Annotated in this window: 24 protein-coding genes; 19 read left to right on the top strand and 5 right to left on the bottom strand. The window is 70.9% G+C overall.

The window, feature by feature from the left end; genetic code table 11:
• Positions 1–9 precede the first annotated feature (9 nt).
• Positions 10–1,434 (top strand): aldehyde dehydrogenase, encoded by a 1,425-nt coding sequence (locus BLT25_RS16305; RefSeq protein ID WP_091047986.1) that lies wholly within the window; start codon positions 10–12, stop codon positions 1,432–1,434.
• A 51-nt stretch (positions 1,435–1,485) separates the two neighbouring features.
• Here BLT25_RS16305 and BLT25_RS16310 read toward each other — a convergent pair whose 3' ends face one another.
• Positions 1,486–2,619 carry an acyl-CoA dehydrogenase family protein gene (locus BLT25_RS16310; RefSeq protein ID WP_091048814.1) on the bottom strand — a complete coding sequence of 378 codons (1,134 nt, stop codon included), beginning with the start codon at positions 2,617–2,619 and terminating at the stop codon, positions 1,486–1,488.
• Positions 2,620–3,350: 731 nt separating this feature from the next.
• Here BLT25_RS16310 and BLT25_RS16315 point away from each other — a divergent pair.
• Positions 3,351–4,625 (top strand): HNH endonuclease signature motif containing protein, encoded by a 1,275-nt coding sequence (locus BLT25_RS16315; protein WP_091047988.1) that lies wholly within the window; start codon positions 3,351–3,353, stop codon positions 4,623–4,625.
• A gap of 270 nt (positions 4,626–4,895) precedes the next feature.
• Here the strand turns inward: BLT25_RS16315 and BLT25_RS29955 are convergent, their stop codons facing one another.
• Together BLT25_RS29955 and BLT25_RS16320 are read right to left on the bottom strand one after the other, a co-directional pair.
• Complete coding sequence (locus BLT25_RS29955; protein ID WP_176883986.1) at positions 4,896–5,066, bottom strand: hypothetical protein; 171 nt, start codon at positions 5,064–5,066, stop codon at positions 4,896–4,898.
• Between the two features lie 180 nt (positions 5,067–5,246).
• Positions 5,247–5,927, bottom strand: a complete 681-nt coding sequence (locus BLT25_RS16320; protein WP_091047991.1) for a TetR family transcriptional regulator — start codon at positions 5,925–5,927, stop codon at positions 5,247–5,249.
• A gap of 175 nt (positions 5,928–6,102) precedes the next feature.
• Here BLT25_RS16320 and BLT25_RS16325 point away from each other — a divergent pair, with 175 nt between their 5' ends.
• From BLT25_RS16325 to BLT25_RS16350, 6 genes are read left to right on the top strand one after another with little or no spacing between them, the layout of a single operon-like run.
• Positions 6,103–7,278, top strand: a complete 1,176-nt coding sequence (locus BLT25_RS16325) for a thiolase family protein (protein ID WP_091047993.1) — start codon at positions 6,103–6,105, stop codon at positions 7,276–7,278.
• Between the two features lie 42 nt (positions 7,279–7,320).
• A complete protein-coding gene (locus tag BLT25_RS16330; protein WP_091047996.1) occupies positions 7,321–8,088 on the top strand; it encodes a 3-hydroxyacyl-CoA dehydrogenase in 768 nt (255 codons plus the stop codon).
• Position 8,089: 1 nt separating this feature from the next.
• Positions 8,090–8,761: a hotdog domain-containing protein gene (locus BLT25_RS16335; protein ID WP_218131376.1), complete on the top strand. Its 672-nt coding sequence runs from the start codon at positions 8,090–8,092 to the stop codon at positions 8,759–8,761.
• Between the two features lie 35 nt (positions 8,762–8,796).
• Complete coding sequence (locus BLT25_RS16340) at positions 8,797–9,975, top strand: acyl-CoA dehydrogenase family protein (RefSeq protein ID WP_091047998.1); 1,179 nt, start codon at positions 8,797–8,799, stop codon at positions 9,973–9,975.
• Entirely contained in the window at positions 9,972–11,054 is a 1,083-nt protein-coding gene (locus BLT25_RS16345) for a phosphotransferase family protein (RefSeq protein WP_091048000.1), read from the top strand. Before BLT25_RS16340 ends, BLT25_RS16345 begins: the two co-directional genes overlap by 4 nt.
• Complete coding sequence (locus BLT25_RS16350; RefSeq protein ID WP_091048003.1) at positions 11,033–13,036, top strand: NADPH-dependent 2,4-dienoyl-CoA reductase; 2,004 nt, start codon at positions 11,033–11,035, stop codon at positions 13,034–13,036. Before BLT25_RS16345 ends, BLT25_RS16350 begins: the two co-directional genes overlap by 22 nt.
• Here BLT25_RS16350 and mftR read toward each other — a convergent pair whose 3' ends face one another.
• Positions 13,037–13,645 carry a mycofactocin system transcriptional regulator gene (mftR, locus tag BLT25_RS16355; protein ID WP_256328627.1) on the bottom strand — a complete coding sequence of 203 codons (609 nt, stop codon included), beginning with the start codon at positions 13,643–13,645 and terminating at the stop codon, positions 13,037–13,039.
• A 126-nt stretch (positions 13,646–13,771) separates the two neighbouring features.
• Here mftR and mftA point away from each other — a divergent pair, with 126 nt between their 5' ends.
• The 9 genes from mftA (at position 13,772) to BLT25_RS16400 (ending at position 22,180) form a co-directional block, all read left to right on the top strand.
• Entirely contained in the window at positions 13,772–13,885 is a 114-nt protein-coding gene (gene mftA, locus BLT25_RS16360) for a mycofactocin precursor MftA (RefSeq protein ID WP_091048007.1), read from the top strand.
• A 2-nt stretch (positions 13,886–13,887) separates the two neighbouring features.
• On the top strand, positions 13,888–14,160 hold the full coding sequence (gene mftB / locus BLT25_RS16365; RefSeq protein WP_176883989.1) for a mycofactocin biosynthesis chaperone MftB: 273 nt from the start codon (positions 13,888–13,890) through the stop codon (positions 14,158–14,160).
• A gap of 12 nt (positions 14,161–14,172) precedes the next feature.
• Entirely contained in the window at positions 14,173–15,384 is a 1,212-nt protein-coding gene (mftC, locus tag BLT25_RS16370) for a mycofactocin radical SAM maturase (protein ID WP_091048011.1), read from the top strand.
• 28 nt (positions 15,385–15,412) lie between these two features.
• The gene (gene mftD, locus BLT25_RS16375; RefSeq protein ID WP_091048013.1) at positions 15,413–16,663 is read left to right on the top strand and encodes a pre-mycofactocin synthase MftD; all 1,251 of its coding nucleotides are present in this window, start codon (positions 15,413–15,415) and stop codon (positions 16,661–16,663) included.
• A 2-nt stretch (positions 16,664–16,665) separates the two neighbouring features.
• Complete coding sequence (gene mftE, locus BLT25_RS16380; RefSeq protein WP_091048015.1) at positions 16,666–17,337, top strand: mycofactocin biosynthesis peptidyl-dipeptidase MftE; 672 nt, start codon at positions 16,666–16,668, stop codon at positions 17,335–17,337.
• Positions 17,334–18,143 carry a mycofactocin-coupled SDR family oxidoreductase gene (locus tag BLT25_RS16385; RefSeq protein ID WP_091048018.1) on the top strand — a complete coding sequence of 270 codons (810 nt, stop codon included), beginning with the start codon at positions 17,334–17,336 and terminating at the stop codon, positions 18,141–18,143. The genes mftE and BLT25_RS16385 overlap by 4 nt, the downstream gene beginning before the upstream one ends.
• The gene (gene mftF / locus BLT25_RS16390) at positions 18,140–19,603 is read left to right on the top strand and encodes a mycofactocin biosynthesis glycosyltransferase MftF (protein WP_091048019.1); all 1,464 of its coding nucleotides are present in this window, start codon (positions 18,140–18,142) and stop codon (positions 19,601–19,603) included. The genes BLT25_RS16385 and mftF overlap by 4 nt, the downstream gene beginning before the upstream one ends.
• 184 nt (positions 19,604–19,787) lie before the next feature.
• The gene (locus BLT25_RS16395; RefSeq protein WP_091048022.1) at positions 19,788–21,464 is read left to right on the top strand and encodes an amidase; all 1,677 of its coding nucleotides are present in this window, start codon (positions 19,788–19,790) and stop codon (positions 21,462–21,464) included.
• The gene (locus tag BLT25_RS16400) at positions 21,461–22,180 is read left to right on the top strand and encodes a gamma-glutamyl-gamma-aminobutyrate hydrolase family protein (protein ID WP_091048026.1); all 720 of its coding nucleotides are present in this window, start codon (positions 21,461–21,463) and stop codon (positions 22,178–22,180) included. Before BLT25_RS16395 ends, BLT25_RS16400 begins: the two co-directional genes overlap by 4 nt.
• On the opposite strand, the gene BLT25_RS16405 is transcribed toward BLT25_RS16400, so the two are convergent.
• On the bottom strand, positions 22,177–22,683 hold the full coding sequence (locus BLT25_RS16405) for a MarR family winged helix-turn-helix transcriptional regulator (RefSeq protein WP_091048027.1): 507 nt from the start codon (positions 22,681–22,683) through the stop codon (positions 22,177–22,179). The genes BLT25_RS16400 and BLT25_RS16405 overlap by 4 nt on opposite strands.
• A gap of 181 nt (positions 22,684–22,864) precedes the next feature.
• Here BLT25_RS16405 and BLT25_RS16410 point away from each other — a divergent pair, with 181 nt between their 5' ends.
• Together BLT25_RS16410 and BLT25_RS16415 are read left to right on the top strand one after the other, a co-directional pair.
• Positions 22,865–24,310: an APC family permease gene (locus BLT25_RS16410; RefSeq protein ID WP_091048030.1), complete on the top strand. Its 1,446-nt coding sequence runs from the start codon at positions 22,865–22,867 to the stop codon at positions 24,308–24,310.
• Positions 24,311–24,341: 31 nt separating this feature from the next.
• Positions 24,342–25,694, top strand: coding sequence for a glutamine synthetase family protein (locus BLT25_RS16415; RefSeq protein WP_091048031.1), 1,353 nt, complete (start codon positions 24,342–24,344; stop codon positions 25,692–25,694).
• Positions 25,695–25,707: the final 13 nt, after the last annotated feature.

Here is a 25,707-nt window from a genome sequence, read left to right on the forward strand (position 1 = left end):
GAGCCCTTGATGTACGACCGCCCCCGACTCTTCATCGACGGAGACTGGACCGACCCGGCGAAGGGAACGACCTACGAGGTGATCGAGGCCGCCACCGGCGAGCCCTTCGCCACCACGGCAATGGCCACCGCCGAGGACGTCGACGCCGCCGTCGCCGCGGCGCGTGCGGCTCTGTCCGGTCCGTGGAGCCGGATGACGCAGTCTGAGCGGGCCCAGCTCCTCGGCGCCTTCGCCGCCGCGCTCGGTGCCCGCCGCAAGGAGACGGCAGCCCTGGTCACCCGGGAGAACGGCATGCCGATCTCCCTCTCGCACGTCGTCAACGGCATCGCTCCCGGCTTCATCACCGGCTACTACGCCGAGCTGGCGGCCTCGCTGAGCCTCGAGGAGACCCGGCCCAGCCCGACCGGCGGGAACACCCTGGTGGTCCGCGAGCCGGTCGGCGTGGTCGCCGCGGTGACCCCGTGGAACTATCCGCAGCCGCTCGCGGTGATGAAGATCGCCCCGGCGCTCGCGGCCGGATGCACGGTCGTGCTCAAGCCGGCGCCCGAGACCGCCCTGGACGCCTTCGTCTTCGCCGACGCCGCCGCGGAGGTCGGGCTGCCGCCGGGCGTGCTCAACGTACTTCCGGGTGACCGTGACGCCGGGGCCCACCTCGTCGAGCATCCCGGCGTCGACAAGGTCGCCTTCACCGGCTCCACCGGCGCCGGCCGGGTGATCGGCTCGACCGCCGGCCGGCTGCTGCGCCCGGCCACGCTCGAGCTCGGCGGCAAGTCCGTCTCGCTCGTCGCCGAGGACGCCGACCTCGAGCTGGTCTCCGCCAAGCTGCTGGAGGTCTCGCTGCCCAACAACGGCCAGACCTGCCACGCCGCCACCCGGATCCTGGCTCCGCGCAGCCGCTATGCCGAGGTGGTCGAGGCGGTCACCTCGACCGTGGCTGCGTTGACGGTCGGGGACCCGCTGGACGGGGCGACCCAGGTCGGCCCGCTCGTCTCACAGCCCCAGCAGCAGCGGGTCGCCGACTACATCCGGCAGGGCCGCGACCTCGCCCGCCTCACCACCGGCGGCGGCGTCCCCGACCGCCCGGGCTGGTACGTCGAGCCGACCGTCTTCGCCGACGTCGACAACGACTGCGTCATCGCCCAGGAGGAGATCTTCGGGCCGGTGCTGGTGATCACGCCGTACGCCGACGAGGACGAGGCGATCGCCCTGGCCAACGACTCCGACTACGGGCTCGGGGGAGTCGTGTGGAGCGCGGACGAGGAGCACGGCCTCGCCCTGGCGCGCCGGATCAGCAGCGGCACCGTGGGCGTCAACCACTACGAGCTGCACATCAACGCGCCCTTCGGTGGCGTCCGCTCCAGCGGCCTGGGCCGCGAGCTCGGTCCCGAGGGGCTGGAGCCGTACCTGGTCGCCAAGTCGATCTACCGCCGCTGAGCCGGCTCTCTGCTGGTCGAGCCTCCCAAGGCCCGACCAGCAGATCTGTTTTCAGCGCAGCAGGTCCTTGGCGACGATGTCGGTCATGATCTCGTTCGCGCCGCCGTAGATCCGCTGCACGCGCGCATCGACGAACGCCCGCGCGACCGGATACTCCAGCATGTAGCCGTAGCCACCGTGTAGCTGCACGCCGGCGTCGATGACCTCGTGCTGCAGGTCGGTGGCCCACGCCTTGGCCTTGGCCGCATCGACCGGCGAGAGGGTGCCGGCGTTCCACTCGCGTACGCAGCGGTCGATGTAGGCCCGGGAGACCTCGATCGCCGTGCGCAGGTGCGCCAGCTTGTGCGCGGGCACCTGGAAGTCGGCGATCCGGCGCCCGAAGGCGGTCCGCTCCTTGACGTAGTCGACCGTCCAGCCGAGCACCGCCTCGGCCGAGGCCTGCCCGGCGATGGCGATGCCGAGCCGCTCCAGCGGCAGGCTCTGCTTCAGGTACGCCAGTCCCTGACCGACCTCGCCGAGCAGGTTGTCCGCGGGCACGTGCACCTGGTCGAAGGAGAGCTCGGCGGTGTCCTGGGCGCGGAGCCCGACCTTGTCGAGCTTGCGGCCGCGGGTGAATCCGGGGGTGCCGTCCTCGACGACGAAGAGGCTGAAGGACTCCCCGGTGCGCGCGAAGACGATGACCAGGTCGGCCAAGATGCCGGAGGTGATGAACGTCTTGGAGCCGTTGATCAGCCAGCCGTCGCCGTCCGGCACCGCGCTCGTGGTGATCCCGCGCAGGTCGCTGCCCGCGCCCGGCTCGGTCATCGCGATCGCGCCGATCGTCTCGCCGGTCACGAACCCCGGCAGCCAGCGCTTGGCCTGCTCCGGCGTCGCGTGCCGCAGCAGGTAGTTCAGCACGATGTCGTCGTTGGTCGAGAAGCCCGACTGCAGCGAGCTGGCACCCACGCGGGCGATCTCGAGCTGCAGGATCATCCGGTAGCGGTAGTCCGTCTCACCCGGCCCACCGAACTCCTCCGGAACGGCCAGACCGAGAAGCCCCTGCCGGCCCGCGGCCAGCCAGGTCTCCCGGTCGATCTCGCGTTGCTCGTCCCAGCGCTCGAGGTTCGGCTCGACCTCGCGGGAGACGAACTCCCGGACCACCTCCCGGAACTCCTCGTGGTCCGCCTCGAACAGGTCGCTCTCCATGTCCATCCCCTTCCAGTAAATCTATCGACAGTAGGTTATTGGAAGACGGGTGTCTTCGCCAGGGGGTCACCCTTCCTTGCCGTGCGGCAACCATCCCGAGTTGGCGCGTTGTGCGTCAGGCGGCGTCGAGTCGGCGCGTCTGTCCCGCCGTGGGGTGTCGAGTCGGCGCATCTGTCCCGCCGTCGGGTGTCGAGTCGGCGTGTGTGTCTCGGTGTGGGGTGCTGAGCTTGTCTGGGCCTGGCCCCTCGCTGGTCGAGCCGCGAGCGCCAGCGAGCGTGTCGAGACCAACACGGTCGGGTTCCGGGTCTGGTCGGGGTGTTTCGACCTTGTTGAGTTCGTTCTGGCAGTTGTCGGGGACTGCTTCTTCGGGGGGACGTGGGCCGCCGACCCTTTCCTGGAGGGTGTTCTCGATCTGGTCCGGCGTCAAGGACGCCCTTCGGCCCGCCGGCTTCGCCGGCCGCTTCGCGGTCCTGGACTCCGGACCAGATCGAGAAAAGACTTGGCTGGCTATCGGGGCGGCGGCCCGGGTGTGGCGCGGAGGGGCTCTTGCTGGGACCAGTGGGGCTTGCGGGGGTGGAGGGGTGGCCCTTCGGGCCACTTACCATCCACAGAAGCGACGTCGTTCGCTCACCGCGAAAATAGCATCTGACCTGCACCTATAGGTGGCTAGGTATCCCCTTGCGGGCGTAGAATCAGACTCATCACGACACACCTCTGAGGGGAGGGAAGCGATGAGTCTCGAGCACGACGTCGACCACTGGGGAACCAACCCCGGTGATGCGATCGACACCGCTCTCGCTGCCATCGAGTCCTCCCTCCACGACCTGCTCGCCAGTGATCCCGCCTATTGGCGGACCTCGACGAAGAAGGACCTGCTGGCCCGGTTAGAGACCATCCAGGCACAGCAGGCCGCATTGAAGCTCCGAGTGCTCGCCTCGTCTGGCGATATCGCCCAGGAGACCGGGGACAAGGACGCCTCTGCCTGGATGCGCGCCGAGCTCCTCCTCGACAAGGCGGTAGCCAGGTCGCAGATCAAACTTGCCACCCAGGTCGCCACGTACGAGCTCGTCGCCGATGGCCTCGCCCAGGGTGTCGTCTCCCCCGACAAGGCCCGGGTCATCACGAAGGCCCTCGACAAGATCGAAGCCGACCCGCTCGCCAGCACCGAAGACCTGGCCCTGGCCGAGAAACTCCTGGTCGACTACGCCGGTCGGCTGACCGCGAACGAACTCCGCATCGTCGGGAAACGCGTCCTGGCCGAGATCGACCCGGCCCGGTTCGAAGGCGCCGAAGCCAAGGCACTCCTCGCCGAAGAGGAACGGGCCCAGCAGAAGACCGCGCTCCGGGTGTGGGACAACCACGACGGGACCGTCGGGTTCGACGGGGTGCTCCCGGCCTCGATCGGGATGAGGTTCAAGCGGCTGGTCGAGGCCTACGCCCAGCCCCGCAAACAGCAGCTCGTCGAGAAGGGCGCGGCGTTGCCGCCGTGGGAACGGCTGATGGGCCAGGGCTTCGCGCGGTTGTTGGAGGCCCTCGACCCCGCCGCGCTGCCCCGGCACGGCGGCGATGCCACCACCCTCAATGTGGTGATCTCCCTCGAGGAGCTCCGCAAAGACCTCGGCACCGCGACCCTGGGCTACGACGAGACCAACGGCACCACCATCACCGCCGCGGAGGCCCGGCGGATGGCGTGCAACGCCACCATCATCCCCTGGGTGCTCGGCGGAGAGGGTGAGGTCCTCGACGCCGGCCGAGCCAGTCGGTTCTTCCAGCCGATCCAGCGCAAGGCACTCCGGCTGCAGGCCAAGTGCTGCCAAGCCGAAGGCTGTGACATGCCACCGGAATGGTGCGACGCCCACCACCTGGATCCGTGGGCCGCCGGCGGCAAGACCAACCTGAAGGACGGCGCACTGCTCTGTCTCCATCATCACCGCCTGGCCCACGCCCCGGCGTACGTCCATGAGCGACTACCGGATGGCACGATCCGGTTCACCCGCCGACCGTAGAAAATGTGCTGCACGGGCAGATCTTGCCGACCCGCGTAGCGTCGCGCTTGGCGACAGACCACCTCGAGTCGGCGCGCACCGCGTCCTCGAGCGGGCCGATCAGCTGGACACGGGTGTGGTCGCGGGGAACTGTCCAGGACGACTACGCCGAACTGCTGCGCCAGCATGTGGATAACACTGAGTTTCGGATGGCGCTCGATGTGCTCAAGCGACCTGACGGTCGAAGGCACGGTGGCCGATTGGACCGGCCACGATCACAGGGCCCGGGGTTCAGCCGCAGCCGGAGGTCCCCGTGCCGGCGCCATCGGTGTCTATGCCCCACTCGCACAGCCACCCGTCGTGGCCGCCGGTTGATTCGAGGACGATGAGGGATGCGGCGAGGAAGGCCAGGCCTACGGAAAGGCCCACCACCCATGCGACCACTTTGATGAGGGTCTTCATGTGTGCAGTCTTTGTCGGCATCTCGCGAGCGTGCCGAATCGGCTGATGCAGTGCCCGATCTGGGGCACGGGGCTTCAGGCGCTCGCGATCGTGGGTGCAGCGTTGCGCCTGCAGGTTGGGTCGGCTGTCGTGGGCACGGGTCGTTGTCACCCGGGGAGCACGGTCGCCGGCTCCGAGGGGTCAGGCGGTCTGGGCGAAGTCGGGGTTCGAGGCGGGGGCGTCGGTGCCGGCGGCGGAGTCGATGCTGCCGAAGTGGGCGATGCCGAGGAGGTAGCTGCGTACGGTGTGCTCGAAGATCTGCTTGGTGTTGAGCTGGTTCGCGGCGCTGGCGGCGGTCAGGGCCGGGAAGCGCTCGGGGTCGGCGTGCTCGAAGCGGACCCGGGCGCGCGAGGGCGGCCGCATGGCCTCGGCGATCGCGGCACCGAGCGAGACCTTCTCCAGGCCGTCGAGGATCTGCACGTGCAGGTCGACCGGCACCCTGCACTCGCTCAGGTAGGTGGCGGCCTGCTCGTACATCTCGGTGAGCAGGTCGCGCGGCATGAACCGGAGCAGGATCGGGGCGGCGTTGCGGTGTCGCAGCACCGAGGCGCGGAAGTTCAGGGCGAGCTGGGTGAACCACTCCGCCCAGTCGTTCTGGCTGGGCTTGCGGGGCAGCGGGGTCTTGGCGACGATTGCGTGGGCCACTGCGGCGAGGATCTCGTCCTTGTCGCTGAAGTGGTGGTAGAGCGAGGGTGCCTTGACGTTGAGCTCGCGGGCCAGCCTCGGCAGGCTCAGGGCATCGATGCCGTCTCCGTCGATGATCTCCAGGGCGGCCTTGATGGTCGCCTCTCGACTGATCAGCGGTGTGCTCGGTCGTGCCATGGTGCCCTCCTCGGTCCTGCGGTCCTTCGATAACCGCATCACTTTAGATTCTTGCATGTCTTTACCGAATCGCCGACGGCTAGGGCGTGATTTGCTGGTTGCGCTCTTGTAAACCTAATGACAGAAGGTTTAGTGTGATCGCGATCCCATAGCTGTGAACATCAGGAGAGCCCCTATGACCAACGCCGTGATCGTCGACATCGCCAGGACAGCCTCGGGCAAGGGGAAGCCGGGGGGTGCGCTCTCCGGTGTCCACCCCGCCGACCTCTTCGCGACCGTCATCCGGGCACTGGTCGAGCGGAACGACCTCGACCCGGCCCTGGTCGAGGACGTCATCGGCGGTTGCGTGGTTCAGTACGGCGACCAGTCGCTCAACATCACCCGCACCGCCTTGCTCGCCGCGGGGCTCCCGATCGAGGTCCCCGGCACCACCATCGACAGGCAGTGCGGCTCCTCCCAGCAGGCCGCGCACTTTGCCGCCCAGGGCGTGATCGCCGGGGCGTACGACATCGTCATCGCGGGCGGCGTGGAGTCGATGAGCCGGGCGCCGATGGGCAGCTCGGTCGGCACCGGCGAACCCTTCGGTCCGCTGGCCGCGCGCTTCCCGAGCCTGCCCAACCAGGGCATCGGCGCCGAGCTCATCGCCGCGCGCTGGAAGATCGACCGCGACCAGATCGACGCCTACTCCGCCGAGTCGCACCGCCGTGCCGCGGCGACCGCGCTCTCCGGCAGCTTCGGTCCCGAGGTCGTCCCGGTGACGCTGCCCGACGGCAGCAGCCACGTCGTCGACGAGACCGTACGGCCCGCCACGACCGCCGACGGGCTCGGCGGGCTCAAGCCCTCGTTCTACAGCGAGGAGATGGCCGCCCGCTATCCCGAGATCGGCTGGCACATCACGCCGGGCAACTCCTCGCCGCTGACCGACGGTGCCTCGGCCGCGCTCATCATGAGCGAGGAGAGGGCCGCCGAGCTCGGCCTCACCCCGCGAGCGCGCTTCCACACCTTCGCGGTCTCCGGCTCCGACCCCGAGATCATGCTCACCGGCCCGATCCCGGCCACCCACAAGGCGCTGAAGAAGTCCGGCCTGAGCATCGACGACATCGACGCGTACGAGGTCAACGAGGCCTTCGCGCCCGTCCCGCTGGCGTGGGCGCAGGAGTTCGGCGCGGACCCGGTGCGGCTCAACCCGCGCGGTGGCGCCATCGCCCTCGGCCACCCGCTGGGCGGCTCCGGAACCCGCCTGATGACCACCCTCCTCAACCACCTCGAGGAGACCGGCGGCCGCTACGGCCTGCAGACGATGTGCGAGGGCGGCGGGATGGCCAACGCGACCATCATCGAGCGCCTCTGACCCCCTGCATCCCCCCGGCCTGAACCACTGGAAGGAAACAGCATGAACATCACCGGCAAGTCCGCCCTCGTCACGGGCGGCGCCTCCGGCCTCGGCCTCGCCACCGTACGCAGGCTCCACTCCGCAGGGGCACACGTCGTGATCCTCGACCTGCCCGGCAGCGACGGCAAGCAGGTCGCCGCCGACCTCGGTGAGCGCGCCGTCTTCGTGCCGGCCGACGTCACCGACGAGGAGCAGGTGCAGGCCGCCGTCGACGCCGCCGTCGCGGAGGCGCCGCTGGCCGTGACCGTGAACTGCGCGGGCATCGGCAACGCGATCCGGGTCGTCGGGAAGGACGGCTCGCCGTTCCCGCTGTCCGACTTCACCAAGGTGGTCAACGTCAACCTGGTCGGCACCTTCAACGTCCTGCGGCTCGCGGCCGCCGCGATGGTGGCCGGTACGGAGATCGACGGCGAGGAGCGCGGCGTGGTCGTCAACACCGCCTCGGTCGCCGCCTTCGACGGCCAGATCGGCCAGACGGCGTACTCGGCCTCCAAGGGCGGCATCGTCGGGATGACCCTGCCCATCGCCCGCGACCTGGCCAACCACCGGATCCGGGTCAACACCATCGCGCCCGGCCTGTTCCACACGCCGCTGTTCAACGCGCTGCCGGAGGAGGCCATCGACTCTCTCGGCGCCCAGGTGCCGCACCCCAGCAGGCTCGGCAAGCCGGAGGAGTACGCCGCCCTGGTCGGCCACATCGTCGAGAACCCGATGCTCAACGGCGAGGTGATCCGGCTGGACGGCGCGATCCGGATGGCGCCGCGCTGAGGTGGGCGGCGAAGCTGACGCCACGGTGACCGGCCACGCCGAACCCTGGGAGACCCGGATCGGCGTGCCCGAGTCGTTCACCGGGTCCACGCCCGGGACGGAGTCCGAGCTCCCGGGCGGGGAGGCGTGGGGACCGCTCGTCGAGGCGCTGCGTGGGTTCCTCGACGACCTCGCGGGCTCGCTGCCCGGTCAGGAGCGCGTCGCCGCGCTCACCCGCCAGATCGAGGAGTGGTCGGCGGACCTGCGGCAGGACCAGGTGCCCGAGATGCGCCAGGCCTTCGGCCATCGGGTCGATTTGCACGGCCGCGGTCAGGTGATGGCCCCCGCGTTCGTGCTCACCGACCGCGGCCAGGACAGCGTCGAGGGAACCGTGACCTTCGGACGCTATTTCCTCGGCGGTCACGGCGCCGTCCACGGGGGAGCGGTCGCGCTCCTCTTCGACGAGGTGCTCGGACGTCTCTCCGACACCTCCTCGCGACCGCCGGGGCGCACCGCCGGCCTGACGGTGAACTTTCGGGCGGTGACCCAGGTCGGCAAGCCGCTCACCGTCCGGGCCCGGTTCGAGGAGGAGTCCGGTCGCAAGCGCTACCTGGTGGGTGAGATCTGGGACGGCGACGTCCTCTGCGCCGACGCCCGCGCGCTCTTCCTCGGCCTGCGGGCCGGCCAGGACTGAGCAGCCATGAATCAGACTCAACCAAGGAGCATGTGATGACCGATGTGGCCGCGATCGCGGAGACCACACGAAAGCTGGTCGAGACCCACGTCCTGCCGGTGGAGGACGAGCACGACGGCGACGTCGAGGCCGCAGGCGGTGAGAGCCTGCGGGCCCGGCTGCAGGCCGAGGCCCGCGCCGCTGGGGTCTTCGCGCCGCATGCTCCGGTGGCGTACGACGGGCTGGGGCTCGGCATGGTCGATCGCGCCCCGGTCTTCGAGGCCGCCGGGCGCGGGCTGTTCGGCCCGATGGCGCTCAACATCAACGCGCCCGACGAGGGCAACATCCACCTGCTCGCCCACGTCGCCGACGAGTGGCAGCAGGAGTGGTTCCTGGCTCCGCTGGCCCGGGGCGAGGTGCGCTCCGCCTTCGCGATGACCGAGCCCTCCCCGGGTGCCGGTGCCGACCCCTCGGCGTTGACCACCCGGGCCGAGCGGATCTCGACGGGATGGCGGCTCAACGGGCACAAGTGGTTCATCACCGGAGCCGACGGGGCCGCCTTCCACATCGTGATGGCGCGTACGTCGGGAGAGCCCGGAGACACGGGCGGGGCGACCATGTTCCTGGTGCCCGCGGACGCCCCCGGCGTCGACCTGGTGCGCCACGTCGGCACCCAGGACCTCTCCATGCTGGGCGGGCACTGCGAGATCACCTACACCGACGTCGAGGTCGGCGAGGACGCGGTGCTGGGTGAGGTCGACGAGGGCTTCCGCTACGCCCAGGTGCGCCTGGGGCCGGCCCGGATGACCCACGTGATGCGCTGGACCGGTGCCGCCACACGTGCCCACGAGACGGCGGTACGTCACGTTGCCGGCCGTCGCGCGTTCGGGTCCCGGCTCGCCGAGCAGGGGATGGTGCAGCAGATGATCGCCGACAACGAGATCGACCTGGCCGCCACCAGGGCGCTGCTCCTGGCGGCGTGCCGTGAGCTCGACGACGGTGGTCGCGCGTCGGAGTCGACCTCGATCGCCAAGACCTTCGCCGCCGAGGCGCTCTGCCGGGTCGCCGACCGGGCGGTGCAGATGTGCGGTGGCCTGGGCGTCTCCCGCGATCTTCCGGTCGCCCGGATCGCCCGTGAGCTCCGGCCGTTCCGGATCTACGACGGTCCCTCCGAGGTGCACCGCTGGTCGATCGCCCGCCGCGCGGTGCGCCGGATCGCGGGAGCCGGGTCATGACGTCCGTGCTCACCGACTTCGAGCTGGGCGCGGTGCGCACGCGGATGCTGGCCGCCGGCGCCGAGGTCGGCCCCCGGCTGGAGGGCAGCCTCATCTCCGGCGGCCGCTCCAACCTGACCGTCCTCCTCCGCGACGGCGTACGCCGCTGGGTGCTGCGCACGCCTCCGCGACACGGCCGCACGCCGTCGGCGCACGACGTCGGCCGTGAGTTCCGGGTCACCAGGGGCCTGGCCGGCACCGACGTGCCGGTTGCGGCTCCGGTGGTCTTCTGCGACGACGAGGCGCTCCTGGGTGGCCCGTTCTCGGTGTGGGAGTTCGTCGACGGGGTGACCGTCCAGTCCCGCGACCAGCTCGAGGCGCTGGACCAGCCGGTCCTCGACGGGATCACCGACGCCCTGGTCGAGACCCTGGCCGCCCTGCACCGGGTGGACCAGGTCGCGGTCGGGCTGGAGCGTCTGGGCCGCCCCGATGCGTACGTCAGCCGTCAGATCGCCCGCTGGTCGGGCCAGTGGGAGCTGGTCGCCGCGCCCGGCGCCGAGGTGCGCGACGCCGCGGACGAGGTGCGCGCACTGCTCGTCGAGCGGGTTCCCGAGCAGCGGCACACCTCGATCGTCCACGGCGACTACCGCATCGACAACGCGCTGCTCGACCTGACCGGCGCCACGCCGAGGGTCGCGGCCGTCGTCGACTGGGAGCTCTCCACGATCGGGGATCCGGTCGCCGACGTCGCCACCATGTGCGCCTACCGGCACCCCGCCTTCGACCACGTCCTCGGCTTCCCGACGGCATGGACCAGCCCGCGGCTGCCCGACCCCGACGCCCTCGCCCGCCGCTACGAGCGCGCCGGCGGGGTCGAGCTCGACCACTGGCCGCTCCATCTCGGACTGGCCTACTACAAGATCGCCGTCATCGCCGCAGGCATCGACTACCGCTGGCTGGCCGAGGGCGCGCCGGAGGACGGCAACGACACCGCAGGATCCGCGGTCGGCCCGTTCCTGGAGGCGGCGCTGACCACCCTGACCGCCGACCGGCCGACCCCGCCGACACGAGGAGCACGATGTCCTTCGACCACCTGCTGAGCCCCCTGCGTCTCGGCACCCTGGACCTGCCCAACCGCGTCGTGATGGGCTCGATGCACACCGGGCTCGAGGATGCCGACGACGACGTCCCGCGCCTGGCCGGCTACTTCGCCGAGCGTGCCCGTGGCGGCGCCGGGCTGATCATCACCGGCGCCTACGCCGTCAACGCCGAGGGCCGTCTCGAGGAGGGCGCCGGCGACATCGCCACCGACGACCGGATCGACGCCCACCGCCCGATCACCGACGCGGTGCACGCCGAGGGCGGCCGGATCGCGCTGCAGCTCATCCATGCCGGCCGCTACGGCCGGCATGCCGCGAGCGTCGGTGCCTCGTCGATGAAGAGCCCGATCAACCCGTTCCAGCCGCGCGCGCTGACCACGGAGCAGGTCTGGCAGGTCGTGGACGACTTCGCCGCGGCCGCGGTGCGGGCTCGCGCCGCCGGCTACGACGCGGTCGAGATCATGGCCTCCGAGGGCTACCTGATCAACCAGTTCCTGGCGCCGCGTACCAACGACCGCACCGACGAGTGGGGCGGCTCCGCGTTCGCACGGATGCGGCTGCCGGTCGAGATCGTGCGCCGCATCCGGGCCGCGCTCGGGCCCGACTTCCCGATCGTCTACCGGATCTCGCTGCTCGACCTGGTCGACGGCGGCCAGACCTGGCAGGAGACCGTCGAGCTCGCCCAGGCTCTCCAGGCCGAGGGCGTGACCGCCTTCAACACCGGCATCGGCTGGCACGAAGCCCGGATCCCGACGATCATCACCCAGGTGCCACGGGGTGCGTGGCTGCGCTACACCCGGCTGCTGAAGGCCGCGGTGGACGTACCGGTGTGCGCCTCCAACCGGATCAACACCCCGCAGCTCGCCGACGACGCCGTCGCGAACGGCGACGCGGACCTGGTCGCGATGGCCCGGCCGCTGCTGGCCGACCCCGCCTTCGTGGCCAAGGCCGCCTCCGGGCGGGCCGATGAGATCAACACCTGCATCGCCTGCAACCAGGCCTGCCTCGACCACGGCTTCTCCGGCCTGGAGACCTCCTGCCTGGTGAACCCGCGCGCCTGTCGGGAGACGGTGTGGACCATCCGGCCCGCGACGAGACGCCGCAGCGTCGCGGTCGTCGGCGCAGGTCCGGCGGGCCTCGCCGCCGCGGTGACCGCGGCCGAGCGCGGGCTCGCGGCCACCCTCTTCGAGCGGGAGCAGGAGGTCGGCGGCCAGTTCCGGCTGGCGATGGAGGTGCCCGGCAAGGAGGACTTCGCCGACACGCTGCGCTACTTCCGCCGTCGTCTGGAGGTGCTCGACGTCGACGTACGCCTCAGCACGACCGCGGAGCCGGCCGATCTCGAGGGCTTCGACGAGATCGTCGTCGCCACCGGGGTCAGGCCGCGGCTCCCGCAGATCCCCGGGATCGACCACACCAAGGTCGCGAGCTACGCCGACGTGCTCGCCGGACGGGTGACGCCGGGCGAGCGGGTGGCCGTGGTGGGTGCCGGTGGCATCGGCGTCGACGTGTCCCACTGGCTCACCCACGACCCGAAGGAGGACCTCGACGGCTGGCTCGCGCGCTGGGGCGTCGACCCCACCCTGACCCGGCCCGGCGGGCTGACCGAGCCACGGCCGCACGACCCCTCGCGCAGGGTCACCCTGCTGCAGCGCAAGGCGACCGCGATCGGCAAGGGCCTGGGGAAGACCTCGGGCTGGGCGCACCGTGCGGTGCTCGGCCAGGCGGGCGTCAGGCTCGTCCCGGGTGCGTCCTACGAGCGCATCGACGACCACGGCCTCCACGTCGTCGTCGACGGGGTGTCGCGCACCATCGAGGCCGACACCGTCGTGGTCTGCGCCGGCCAGGAGTCGGTGCGCGACCTCTACGAAGCGCTGGTCGCCGCCGGGCGTACGCCGCACCTGATCGGTGGCGCGGAGCTGGCCGCCGAGCTGGACGCGAAGCGTGCGATCGCCCAGGGCACCTCCGTCGCGGCGGCGCTGTAGTCAGCCGGCGAGGTAGGAGCGCAGATGAGCCATCGTGGCGTCGAGCAGCTGGGGGAGCGAGGCGCTCTCGTCGGCCAACCAGGCCTGGTAGGCGGTCAGCGCGAGCGCCAGCGAGACCTGGCCGACGGTCTGGGGGAGCAGGTCGTCGGGCCGGGTGCCGGTGCGCTCGGCGACGTACTCGGCGATGACCTCGCGCCAGCTGGCGTAGCGGAGGACGGAGTGGGCCTGCAGTGCCGGCGTGGTCAGGATCAGGCGCATCCGGTCGCGGTGGCTGGGGCTGGCGTCGGTGGGGAAGTCGTTGAACGCGAGTACGCCCCGGTGGACCGCTTCGTGGAGCTGGAGCTCGGTGGGCGTGGCGCGCAGGATCTCGCGGAAGCCGTCGAGGGTGCGGTCGAACTGGCCCCAGGGGATGTCGTTCTTGGAGGGGTAGTAGCGGGTGATGGTGCGCCGGCCGACCCCGATCGCCTCGCCGATGTCGTCGAGGGTGGTGGCCTCGAAGCCCCGGGTCACGAAGAGCTGGAAGGCGGCCTGCTCGATCTCCGCGTGCGAGGTCGCGGCGGGGCGTCCGCGCAGCGAGCGCCGCGTCGTGGGGGCGGGGCTGGTGGGCACCTGCCGCAATCTACCGCAGCGGTCCGGGCAAAAGAATCGCTTGTTCCCGCGGACCCCTATCTTTTTGACCCTGAGTGTCATTAATGTGTTGTGAGTCACGTTCAACCGAGATGAAGGAGAGCTGTCATGAACCCTGAGGAGACAAACCAGGTCGTGGACGAGGCCCCGACCGAGGCTGTGCTGACCGAGGAGTCGCTGATCGAGGAGGTCTCGATCGACGGCATGTGCGGCGTCTACTGATCATGGCTGCCGTGAGCCTGGACAGCGCGTGGACGCTGTCGCCGTCGGTCGCGCTGCGACCGGAGCCCTTCGGGGCGCTGGCCTACCACTTCGGGAACCGGAAGCTGACCTTCCTCAAGCGTCCCGAGCTGGTGGCGGTGGTGCGCGCCCTGGGGTCGCACCCGGACGTGCGCGGTGCGCTCGTGGCATCGGGAGTGCCGGAGGGCCAGCACGCTGCGTACGTCGCTGCGCTCTCCGGCCTGGCCCGGACCGACATGATCCGACCTGCTGAGTAGAGGAGCGAGACGATGAAGCTGGTGGAGAACTTCGAGCTCGGCCTGGATGCGCCGATCTGCCTGACCTGGGAGCTGACCTACGCGTGCAACCTGGAGTGCGCGCACTGCCTCTCGAGCAGCGGCCGGCGCGACCCGCGCGAGCTGAGCACCGAGCAGTGCGAGGCGGTGATCGACGAGCTGCAGCGGATGCAGGTCTTCTACGTGAACATCGGCGGCGGCGAGCCGACCGTACGTCCCGACTTCTGGCACCTGGTCGAGTACGCCGTCGCCCACGACGTCGGGGTGAAGTTCTCCACCAACGGCGTCCGGCTCACCCCGGAGCGGGCGCGGTGGCTGGCGGGCAGCGACTACGTGGACGTACAGATCTCGCTCGACGGAGCCACCGCCGAGGTCAACGACCGGGTGCGGGGGACCGGGTCCTACGACACCGCGATCACCGCGCTGCGCAACCTGCACGACGCCGGGTTCCGCGACGCCAAGCTCAGCGTGGTCTGCACCCGGGAGAACATCGGGCAGCTCGACGACTTCAAGGCGATCGCCGACCGCTTCGGGGCGACGCTGCGGCTGACCCGGCTGCGTCCCTCCGGTCGCGGCGCGGACGTGTGGGACGAGCTCCATCCGCTTCCCGAGCAGCAGCGGGAGCTCTACGAGTGGCTCCTCGCCCATGGCGACGGCGTGCTCACCGGCGACTCCTTCTTCCATCTGGCCGCCTTCGGCCCCGAGGACGGGAGCGGCGCGCTGCCGGGTCTGAACCTGTGCGGTGCCGGCCGGGTGGTGTGCCTGATCGACCCGATCGGCGACGTCTACGCCTGTCCGTTCGCGATCCACGACCAGTTCTTGGCCGGCAACCTGCTCGCCGACGGCGGCTTCGACCGCGTGTGGAAGACCTCGGCGCTCTTCCAGGAGCTCCGTGAGCCGCAGACCGGTGGCGCCTGTTCCGGCTGTGCCCACTACGACTCCTGCCGCGGTGGCTGCATGGCCGCGAAGTTCTTCACCGGCCTGCCGCTGGACGGGCCGGACCCGGAGTGTGTCCAGGGGTACGGCGAGTCCGCCCTCGCCGGCGAGCGGACCATCCCCGCGGTCGGCCAGGACCACTCCCGCAGCGCCCCCAGCCGCAACGCACCGGTGCTGCTGACGCTCTCCCGGCGACGTCCGGACTCCGACCTCGCCCCACCGGTGAGTGCGTGCGCGGAGTCGCCGCTTGCCGGTTTCGCACCCAACTGACCCCTGACGAGCAGAAACGAGACAGCAGATGTCCTGGAAGAACCCCTGGAAGCAGAATCCGTGGTTCGAGTCCGTCGCGGTGGCGCAGGAGCGCGCCCGCAAACGGCTGCCGAAGCCGGTGTACGCCGCGCTGCTGGCCGGCTCCGAGCGCGGCCAGACGATCGCTGACAACCAGCAGGCGTTCGCCGACCTCGGGCTCGCGCCGCACGTGGCCGGCCATCACGACAAGCGCGAGCTGTCGACCACGGTGCTGGGCCAGGAGATCGGGTTCCCGGTGATCATCTCGCCCACCGGCGTACAGGCCGTCCATCCCGACGGTGAGGTCGCGGTCGCGCGGGCGGCGGCGGCCCGGGGGACGGTGATGGGCCTGTCCAACTTCGCCTCGAAGTCGGTCGAGGAGGTCGTCGAGGCCAACGCGGCGACGTTCTTCCAGATGTACTGGACCGGCGACCGGGACGTGATGATCCGGCGGATGCGCCGGGCCCACGCGGCCGGGGCGAAGGCGCTGATCGCCACCCTCGACTGGTCCTTCTCGATGGGCCGCGACTGGGGCAGCCCGGAGATCCCGGAGAAGGTCGACCTCTCCGCGATGCTCAGGTTCGCGCCGCAGGTGATGAGTCGGGGCAGGTGGCTGGCGGCGTACGCCCGCAGCGGCGGCATCCCCGACCTGACCGCACCCAACCTGGCACCGATCGCCGACGACGGCAGCCTGGGGGAGCCGCCCACGTTCTTCGGTGCCTACTACGAGTGGATGACCACGCCGCCGCCGTCGTGGGACGACGTGGCCTGGATGGTGCGTACGTGGAAGGAGCTGAGCGCGGACGCTTCTGGGGCAGGCAAGCCGTTCATGCTCAAGGGCGTCTGCCGGGTCGACGACGCGCTGCGCTCGGTAGATGCGGGCGTGGACGCGATCTCGGTCTCCAACCACGGCGGCAACAACCTCGACGGCACCCCGGCCACCATCCGGGTGCTGCCCCCGATCGCCACCGCGGTCGGTGACCAGATCGAGGTGCTCCTCGACGGTGGCGTACGCCGCGGCTCCGACGTCGCCAAGGCGCTCGCGCTGGGCGCCCGCGCGGTGATGGTCGGGCGTGCCTACCTGTGGGGCCTGGGCGCCAACGGCCAGGCGGGCGTCGAGAACGTCCTCGACATCCTCCGCAACGGCCTCGACTCCGCCGTCCTCGGCATGGGCAAGGCCTCCATCCACGAGCTCACCCCGGCCGACCTGGTGATCCCCGACGGCTTCGAGCTCGCCCTCGGCCACCGAGCAGCGGACTGACCGTGAGCCTCGCCGACCGCCCGTGGCCGGAGATCGTGCCCGGCGGCACCGTCCTGGTGCCGCTGGGCTCCACCGAGCAGCACGGACCGCACCTGCCGCTCGACGTCGACACGGTGATCGCGACCGCGGTGGCCGACGAGCTCGCCCCGCTCATCGGCGCCTCCGTCGCGCCGGCGGTGCCGATCGGTGCCAGCGGGGAGCACCAGTCCTTCCCCGGCACCATCTCGATCGGCACCGACGCGCTGACCTCCCTGATCGTCGAGCTCGGCCGGTCCCTGACCACCTGGGCCTCACGGGTGGTCTTCGTCAACGCGCACGGCGGCAACCTCGACGCGCTCGGTGCCGGGGTCAGAACCCTTCGGGCCGAGGGCCGCGACGTCGACTGGGTGCCGTGCCAGGTGCCGTACGCCGATCCGCACGCCGGCCTCACCGAGACCTCGCTGATGCTGCACCTGGCTCCCACGCGGGTCCGGCTGCGGAACGCCGCCCCCGGCAACACCCGTCCGCTGCGTGAGCTGCTGTCCCAGATGCGGGCCGGGGGAGTGGAGGCGGTCTCGGCCAACGGAGTCCTCGGCGACCCCACGGGTGCCAGCGCGGAGATCGGGAAGCGGATCCTCGCCGAGATGGTCTTCGCCGCCTACGACCGTCTTCAGATCGGCGCGGCCACCCGATGAGACCCGGCGCGACCGCAGCCGAGGCGACGACCCGAGTGGCGCTGGTGACCGGCGCGGCCCGCGGGATCGGCGCCGCCACCGTCCGCGGCCTGGTGGCCGAGGGCGTACGCGTCGTCGCGCTCGACTGGTGCGCCGGCGAGGACTCACCGGCCCGCTACCCGCAGGCCACGAAGGCGGACCTCGACACCCTCGTCGCCTCGCTCCCGGCCGGCTGGGTCGAACCGGTCGTCGGGGACGTACGCGACCCGGCGGTGCTGACCGCCGCGGTCGGCACCGCGAGCCGGAGGTGGGGACGGCTCGACATCGCGGTGGCGGCCGCCGCCGTGATCGCCGGCGGACGACCGCTGTGGGAGGACACCTCGCTCGACCTGCAGTGGCAGATCGACGTCGTCGGGGTCTGGAACACCGCGGCGGCAGCCGTCCCGGAGATGCTCGCCGGCCCCGACCCCAGCGGGTGCCGGTTCGTCGCGATCGCCTCCGCCGCGGGCTCGCACGGGCTGTTCCATCTCGCCGCCTACAACGCCGCCAAGCACGCCGTGGTCGGCCTGGTGAAGGGCCTGGCCGCCGACCTCGCCGGGACCGGGGTCACCGCGTGTGCCGTCTCACCGGGCTCGACCGACACCGCGATGCTGGCCGCGACCGCCGGCCTCTACTCGGTCGGTCCTGACGACCTCGCCGGACACCAGCTCCTGCGCCGCCCGCTCACCCCCGACGAGGTCGCGGCCACCGTCGTCCACGCCTGCTCCCGTGCGGGTGCCGCGCTCAACGGATCGGACGTCGCGGCCGACGGAGGCTTCGGCGGATGACGCTGCTGCCGGACGGTTTCACGGTGCGGGTCCGCGATGACGTACGACTCCTCCCGACACCCGAGGGTGGGTTGTCGCTGGTCGGCGGATCTCCGTTGCGGTCCATGCGCCTGGCGCCCGCCGCGGCCGGGCGCGTGGTCGACAGGCGGGTGCAGGTCCGCGACGCGGCCACCGACCTCGTCGCCCGACGACTGCTCGACGGTAACCTCGCCGACCCCGACGACCTGACGCCGGTCGCCCCGGCCGAGCTCACCGTCGTCGTCCCGGCCCACGATCGCCCCGAGCACCTCGACCGCTGTCTGGCCGCCCTGAGCGGGCTCGGCGTGATCGTCGTCGACGACGCCTCCCGTGACCCGGCCGCTGTCGCGGAGGTCGTACGTCGCCACGGCGCCACCCTCATCGCGCTGGCCGAGAACCGCGGACCCGCCGGCGCCCGCAACGCCGGCCTCGCCGGGGTCGCCACGGCCTACGTCGCCTTCGTCGACTCCGACGTGAGCGCCGACCCGGCGATGCTCGCGCAGCTGGCCGGCCAGCTCGCGGACCCTCGGGTCGCGCTGGCGGGGCCGCTGGTGCGGGGGCACACCGACAAGGTTCGGCCGTCGTGGTTCGAACGGCACGACGTTGCCGCCTCCTCCCTCTCCCTCGGCGCGAGGGCCTGCTCGGTCCGCTCGGGTGCGGCCGTCGGGTGGCTGCCGTCGGCCTGCCTGGTCGCCCGCACGACGACGATGAGGGAGGTCGGCGGCTTCGCCGCCGACCTCCGCGTCGGCGAGGACGTCGACCTGGTCTGGCGACTGGTCGAGGCCGGCCACGTCGTCCGCTACCAGCCCGATCTCGAAGCGCTGCACGAGGTCCGCGGCACAGTCCGCGGCTGGCTCGGCCGCAAGCTCGTCTACGGTTCCGGCGGCGCCGAGCTCGGCCGCCGCCACGGGGACGCGATCGCCCCGGCCGTACTCTCCCCGGCCATGGCCGCCGCCGGCGCCGCGATCCTCGCCTGCCGCTGGTGGTCGGCACCCGCGGCGCTCGCCTCGCTGGTCTGGGGCAGCCGCGTCGTCTCGGATGCTCTCCCCGACATCCCCGGCCGCCGTGGCCTCGCCTCCCGCCTCGCCGCGCGAGGACTCGGCTGGTCGCTGCGCCAGGAGTCAGCCCTCCTGCTGCGCCACTGGTGGCCGCTCACGCTGGTCGCCTGTCTGTTCAGCCGCACCGTGCGCCGCATGGTCCTCGCCGCGCTCGTCGTCGACACCGCCGTCGCCTTCTGTGAGACCGACGTCCGGCCCACGACCCTCCTCGGCCGCCGCCTCGACGACCTCGCCTACGGCGCCGGGCTCTGGCTCGGCGCCGCGCGGGCCAGGTCCGTTCGATGCCTCACCCCGCGCCTGGTGCGCCAGGGTGCCCGACAGCGGAGACGTTCGACGTCCGTTCCGGCTCAGCCGACGATGCCGAAGTCCCAGATCCTGCGGTAGACCGTGGCGCGGGCGACGTCGTTCGCGGTCCGGATGTTCGCGAACTGAGGCTGTCCCGGTCTCTCGTGCGGCTGTCCGCGGATCTGTGGACCTCCTCTTGCGGAGTGGCGTGATTCACAATACGTTCGGTCCCGAACGAGATCGTTCGTATCTGAATGACTTCCTATGTCGAGAGGACGTTGCCATGGCGTCTCCATTTTCCTCGGATGTCGGCACCCCGGGTTCCGAAGGACACGCCCAGCTGTCGCGGCGGTCGCTGGTTGCCGGTGCGTCCGCGGTGGGGGCGCTCATCGGCGTCGCGCCCGCCGCGGGGGCGGCGCCATCCGCGCCGAGCGTAGTGTGGCCCAGCGTGAAGCGGCCGGCGGACCTGAGCCGGATCGTCGCCTGGAGCGCGGCGGAGCTCTCCGTGGCGATCCGGCGCCGAACGGTCACCTGTGTCGAGGTGATGTCGGCGTACCTCGACCGGATCGAAGCGGTGAACCCGAAGGTCAACGCGATCGTCGCCCTGCGGCCACGCGCCGAGCTCCTGGAGGAGGCGGCAGGGAAGGACCGACTGCTGGCGGCGGGGACGTACCAGGGCTGGATGCACGGGTTCCCCCAGGCTGCCAAGGATCTCGCCAACGTCAAGGGCATGCCGACCTCGCTCGGCTTCTTCGGGCAACCCGGGGTGCCGGCCGCCTCGCCGGCGACGGCGGACGCGCTCGTAGTCGAGCGGATGAGGTCGGCGGGTGCGATCTTCATCGGCAAGACCAACACCCCCGAGTTCGGTCTGGGCTCGCATACCTACAACAACGTCTTCGGCACCACGTTCAACGCCTACGACCAGAGCAGGTCCGCGGGCGGCAGCAGCGGCGGCGCGGCCGTCGCGGTCGCCCTCCGGATGCTCCCCGTCGCCGACGGCAGCGACTTCTTCGGCTCCCTGCGCAACCCGCCGGGCTGGAACAACGTGCTCGGCCTGCGCCCGTCGTACGGCCGGGTGCCGGGAGTCGGCAACGAGCAGTTCGTGCAGCAGGGCGGGACCGAGGGTCCGATCGCGCGCACCGCCACCGACCTCGCCCTCTTTCTCGACACCCTCGCCGGGTACGACGTCCGGGCACCGCTGTCGATCGAGCGGGACGTCGAGCTCCGGCAGCCCGGCAAGCCGGGCAAGGTGTCGATGCGCGGGCACCGGGTGGCCTGGATGGCCGACCTCGGCGGCTACCTGCCCATGGACCCCGAAGTTCTCGAGGTGACCGGCGCGGCCGTCCACCGGATGCGGGGGATGGGCATCGAGGTCGACAAGGTCGACGCGCTCCCGACCGCTCCGGGGTTCGCGGGCAACGCCGACCTGTGGCCAACCTGGCTGGTCTTCCGGCACTGGCTGATCGGCGGCATCCTCAAGCCGCTCCACGACAACCCGCAGCTGCGGGAGAAGATGAAGCCCGAGGCGATCTACGAGGTCGAGGGGCTGCTCACCGGTGCCGACGGCAACCCCGCCATCTCCGGCATCGACGCGTGGAACGGGTCGGTGAAGCGTACGGCGATGTATCAGGCCTTCCGGCAGCTCTTCGAGACCTACGACTACGTCGTCCTCCCGACCGCGCAGATCTTCCCGTTCGACGCCGAGGAGACCTGGCCGAAGCAGATCCACGGCACGGCGATGTCGTCCTACCACCGCTGGATGGAGGTGACCGCGATCGGCACCCTGCTGGGGGCGCCCACGCTCGCGGTTCCGGGCGGGTTCAGCGGCGACGGCCTGCCGATCGGTCTCCAGGTCATCGGCCGCAACCACGACGACGCAGGTGTGCTCGACTTCGCCGCCGCGTGGGAGCGCGAGACGCGCTTCGTCGAGGACCACCTGCCACCCCTCATCGCCCGATGAGCCGCCGGCCGCTGATCGCGATCCCGGCGCGGTTCTCGGCGTCGGCCTCGGCGCTGCGCTACGGCGCCGACGTCACCGCGCGCGCCCTCCTCGACGCGGTGTACGCCGCCGGCGGCGAGCCGCTCGTCGTGCACCCGGTCGCGCCGGGTGCCGAGGTCGACGACACCGAGGTGGCTGCCCGGCTCTGGTACGCCGACGGCGTGCTGCTCCCGGGCGGCGGCGACCTCGCCGCCCGGTGGGCGGGCCAGGAGGCGCACGCGACGGAGTACGACGTCGACGAGGAGCAGGACGCCTTCGACCTGGCCGTCGCCCGGCACGCGCTCGGCTCGGGCCTTCCGCTGTTCGCGATCTGCCGCGGCAACCAGGTGGTGAACGTCGCGCTCGGTGGCGATCTGATCCAGGACCTGGGGGAGCGTACTCACCGGCACGTCGTCCACGAGATCGCGGTCGAGCCGGACGCCCTGCTGGCCGGCATCGTCGGGACGACGCCCAGGATCTCCTGCTTCCATCACCAGGGGATCGGGCGCCCCGGCGAGGGCATGCGTGCCGTGGCGCACTCGGCCGACGGTGTCATCGAGGCGGTCGAGCTCGCGTCCTCGCGCGGCTGGTACCTGGGTGTGCAGTGGCATCCGGAGGACACCGCGGCCACCGACCCGGCCCAGGCCGGGCTGTTCCGCGCCCTGGTCGACGCGGCCCGGGATCGCGCGATCTCCTAGGGGCTGTTCTGGCCCTCGGCTGCGTTGACGACGTCGCGCAGGGTCTTGGTCAGGGTGCTGACCCTGCGCTCGGCCAGCTGGCTGATGATCTCGGACTCGACCGCGTTGAACTCGGGGTAGATCCGCTCCATCAGCTCGGTGCCTTCGCTGGTGAGCCGCAGGCGGACCAGACGGCGGTCCTTCTCGTCGCCCTCGCGGGCGATCATGCCGCGGCCCTCGAGCGTCCTCACGACCCCGGTGAGGGTCGCCTTGGAGATGTCGGCGGACTCGGCGACGTGCCGGGTCTCCATGCCGTCCCAGATCCACACCACCCACAGGACCACGAAGCCCGTCCAGGTCATGTCGTGCTTGCGCAGCACCCGGTTGGTGAGCTCGCTGCGGACCGCGTTTGCGGCACGGAACAGGTTGGACAAGGCATTGGCGGCGGCGAAGTCCAGCGGCAGATTGCCCACGTGGTCCTTCATGGCGCGCTCGGTCTCCTCGAGCGTGTGGTGATCCGGCATGAGGTCAGCCTAATCAGCGCACCCGTCGATGTGATCGTTAGGAAACAAACATTTTCCTCAAAACATCGCCTTGGGGGATGGTGTGCTGGGTCACATTGGGATTATCGTACGGATCCGAACGATCCGGCGACGAGTGCCGGTGACCGCCGGCTCCGGTTGGCGCGAAAGCGAAGGAGTCCCCGTGTCGGACACCGTCAACACCACATTGCGCAAGAACGCGATCGGGGTCGGAGCCATCGTGTTCCTGGTCCTCGCCGCTGTGGCGCCGCTCACCGGAATGGTGGTCGTCGCCTCCCTGGCCATCGCGTTCGGCAACGGGGGAGGGGCGCCGTTCTCGTTCCTGGCGGTCGCCGCCGTCCTCCTGATGTTCGCCATCGGCTACGGCAAGATGTCGAGCCAGCTGGTCAACGCGGGCGGTTTCTACGCCTTCGTGGTCAAGGGGCTCGGGCGCCCGGCGGGCCTGGCCGCCGGCTACATCGCGACCATCGGCTACAACTTCTTCGTCGTCGGGACGATCGGCACCAGCGGCTTCTTCATGATGGTGCTGATCGACTTCCTCTTCGGCATCAGCCTGAACTGGTTCCTGTGGGGCGCCGCGTCGATGGTCGTGGCCTACCTGATGGCGGTCAGAGGCATCGACTTCAGCTCGAAGGTGCTGGGGGTGTCACTGGTCCTGGAGACCGCGATCCTGGTGATCTTCGACGTCGCGGTGCTGGTCAAGACCGGATACGACATCTCCGCCTTCTCCGCCGACGCGATCACCTCGGGCTCGCTGTCGATCGGCCTGCTGCTCGCCGCCACCGGCTTCCTCGGCTTCGAGGCCACGTCGCTGTTCAGCGAGGAGGCCAAGAACCCGCTCAAGACGATCCCCCGGGCGACCTACCTGGCGATCACCATCATCGGCCTGCTGCTCGCCGTCACCACGTGGGCCGTGGTCAGCGCCACCGGGGTCGCGCAGGCGCAGCAGACGAGCATCGACCACCTCGAGGCCGGTGACCTCGTCTTCAGCCTCGGCGCGGAGTACCTCGGCGAGTTCATGATGAAGGTGATGATGGTGCTGCTGCTGGTCAGCCTCTTCGCGGCGATGCTCGCCTTCCACAACTCGGCCACCCGCTACCTGTTCTCGCTCGGACGTGCCGGCGTCCTGCCCAAGGCGCTCTCCCGCACCAATGCGGCCGGATCGCCCGTCGTCGCCGGGACCCTGCAGGCCGGCTTCGCGCTGCTGGTCGCCGCCGCGTTCCGAATCGCCGGCCTGGACCCGATCCTGCAGGTGGTGCCCGCGATGCTCGGCTTCGGCACCCTCGCCATCGTCGTGCTGCAGGCGCTCGCCGCGCTCTCGATCGTCGTGCACTTCCGGCGTACGGGCGACCCGCGCATCTGGAGCACGCTCGTCGCGCCCGCGATCGGATTCGTCGGGCTCTCGTTCATCGTCGTGATGGCCGTGACCCACTTCGACGTCGTGGCCGGCTCCACCGAGAGGGCCATCACGAGCCTGCCGTGGCTGCTCGTGCTCGCTCTGGTCATCGGCGTCGGGCAGGCGTTGTATCTGCGGAACAGCCGGCCCGATGCGTACGACGGCCTCAACACCGACCTCGAGCGGTTCGACACCGCCGCCTCCATCCACTGACCCAGAACTGACGCAGAAGAAGGACTCCTCGATGGGACACTTTGACGAAGACGCCCTGCGCGAGCTGGCCGCCCAGCTCCGGGCCGACGACATCGACATCGTCCGGATCGGCTACAGCGACCTGATCGGCACCGAGCGCGGCCGCGACATCCTGGTCGACCGTTTCGACCGTACGGTCGGGGACGGCGTCGCGTTCTGCCGCTCCGTCTACGGCACCTCGCCGATGGGCGACGTGGTCGACATCGCCGGCGGGCTCTCGGCGGGACTGCCCGACATCGTCGCCTTCCCCGACGTCGCCACGGCGCGGAAGGTGCCGTGGGAGCCCGGCGTCGCGCACGTCATCGCCGACGTCTACAACCCCGACGGTACGCCCTCGGAGGAGAGCCCGCGGATGGTCCTCAAGCGGGTGGTGCAGCAGTTCTCCGAGCTCGGCATGACCCCGGTCGCCGGACCCGAGCTCGAGTTCTACGTCGTCGAGAAGGACGACACCGCGGTCAACGGCTACCGCCGCTACGGTGAGGCCACCGGCAACGTCTACGTGTCCGGCCTCAAGGGCGATCCGGAGAACCTGCTGCTGTCCTCGCTGCGCGAGCTGGCGGCGTACGACATCGACGTGGTCGCCGCCAACCACGAGTTCTCCAGCGGCCAGTTCGAGATCAACCTGTGGCACTCCGAGGCGCTCGACGCCGCCGACCGGGCCTTCCGGTTCAAGACCGCGGTCAAGGAGCTGGCCCGGCGCCGGGGCAAGATGGCGACCTTCATGGCGAAGCCGTTCAACGACGAGGGCGGTTCGGGCTTCCATCTCCACTTCTCCACGCTCGACGACGACGGCAGGCCGCTGTTCGACGACCCGGAGGGGGAGGACGGGCTCTCGAAGATCGCCCGCTCGGCGATCGCCGGTGTCCTGGCGCACGCGCCGGCGCTGGCCGCGATCAACAACCCGACCATCAACTCCTACAAGCGGTTCGGCCCCGACACGCTCGCGCCGTGGCTGGTCGACTGGGGCCTGGACAACCGCAGCGCGATGGTGCGCATCCCGCCGGAGCGCGGCCGGGCCTCACGGATGGAGCTGCGCCTCGGCGATGCCTCGGCGAACCCCTACCTCGCGATCGCCGGCCTGCTCGCGGCGGCGTACCTCGGCATCCGCGACGGCCTCGAGCCGCCCGCCAAGCTCGAGGGCTACGGCTACGACCTCGCCAAGGCGGACCGGCTGCCCGAGGACCTCTCGGCCGCGCTCGGTGCGCTCGAGGAGGACAAGGACCTCGCCGAGATCCTCGGGCCGGAGTTCGTCTCGACGTTCGTCGCCTACAAGCGCAACGAGCTGGAGCGCTTCGGCCAGTACGTGACCGACTGGGAGTTCCGGGAGTACGCCTACCACCTGTGAGGTGGCCGGCGGG

It is taken from the genome of Nocardioides sp. YR527 (genome assembly GCF_900101045.1).
In the GTDB taxonomy this organism is placed as follows: domain Bacteria; phylum Actinomycetota; class Actinomycetes; order Propionibacteriales; family Nocardioidaceae; genus Nocardioides.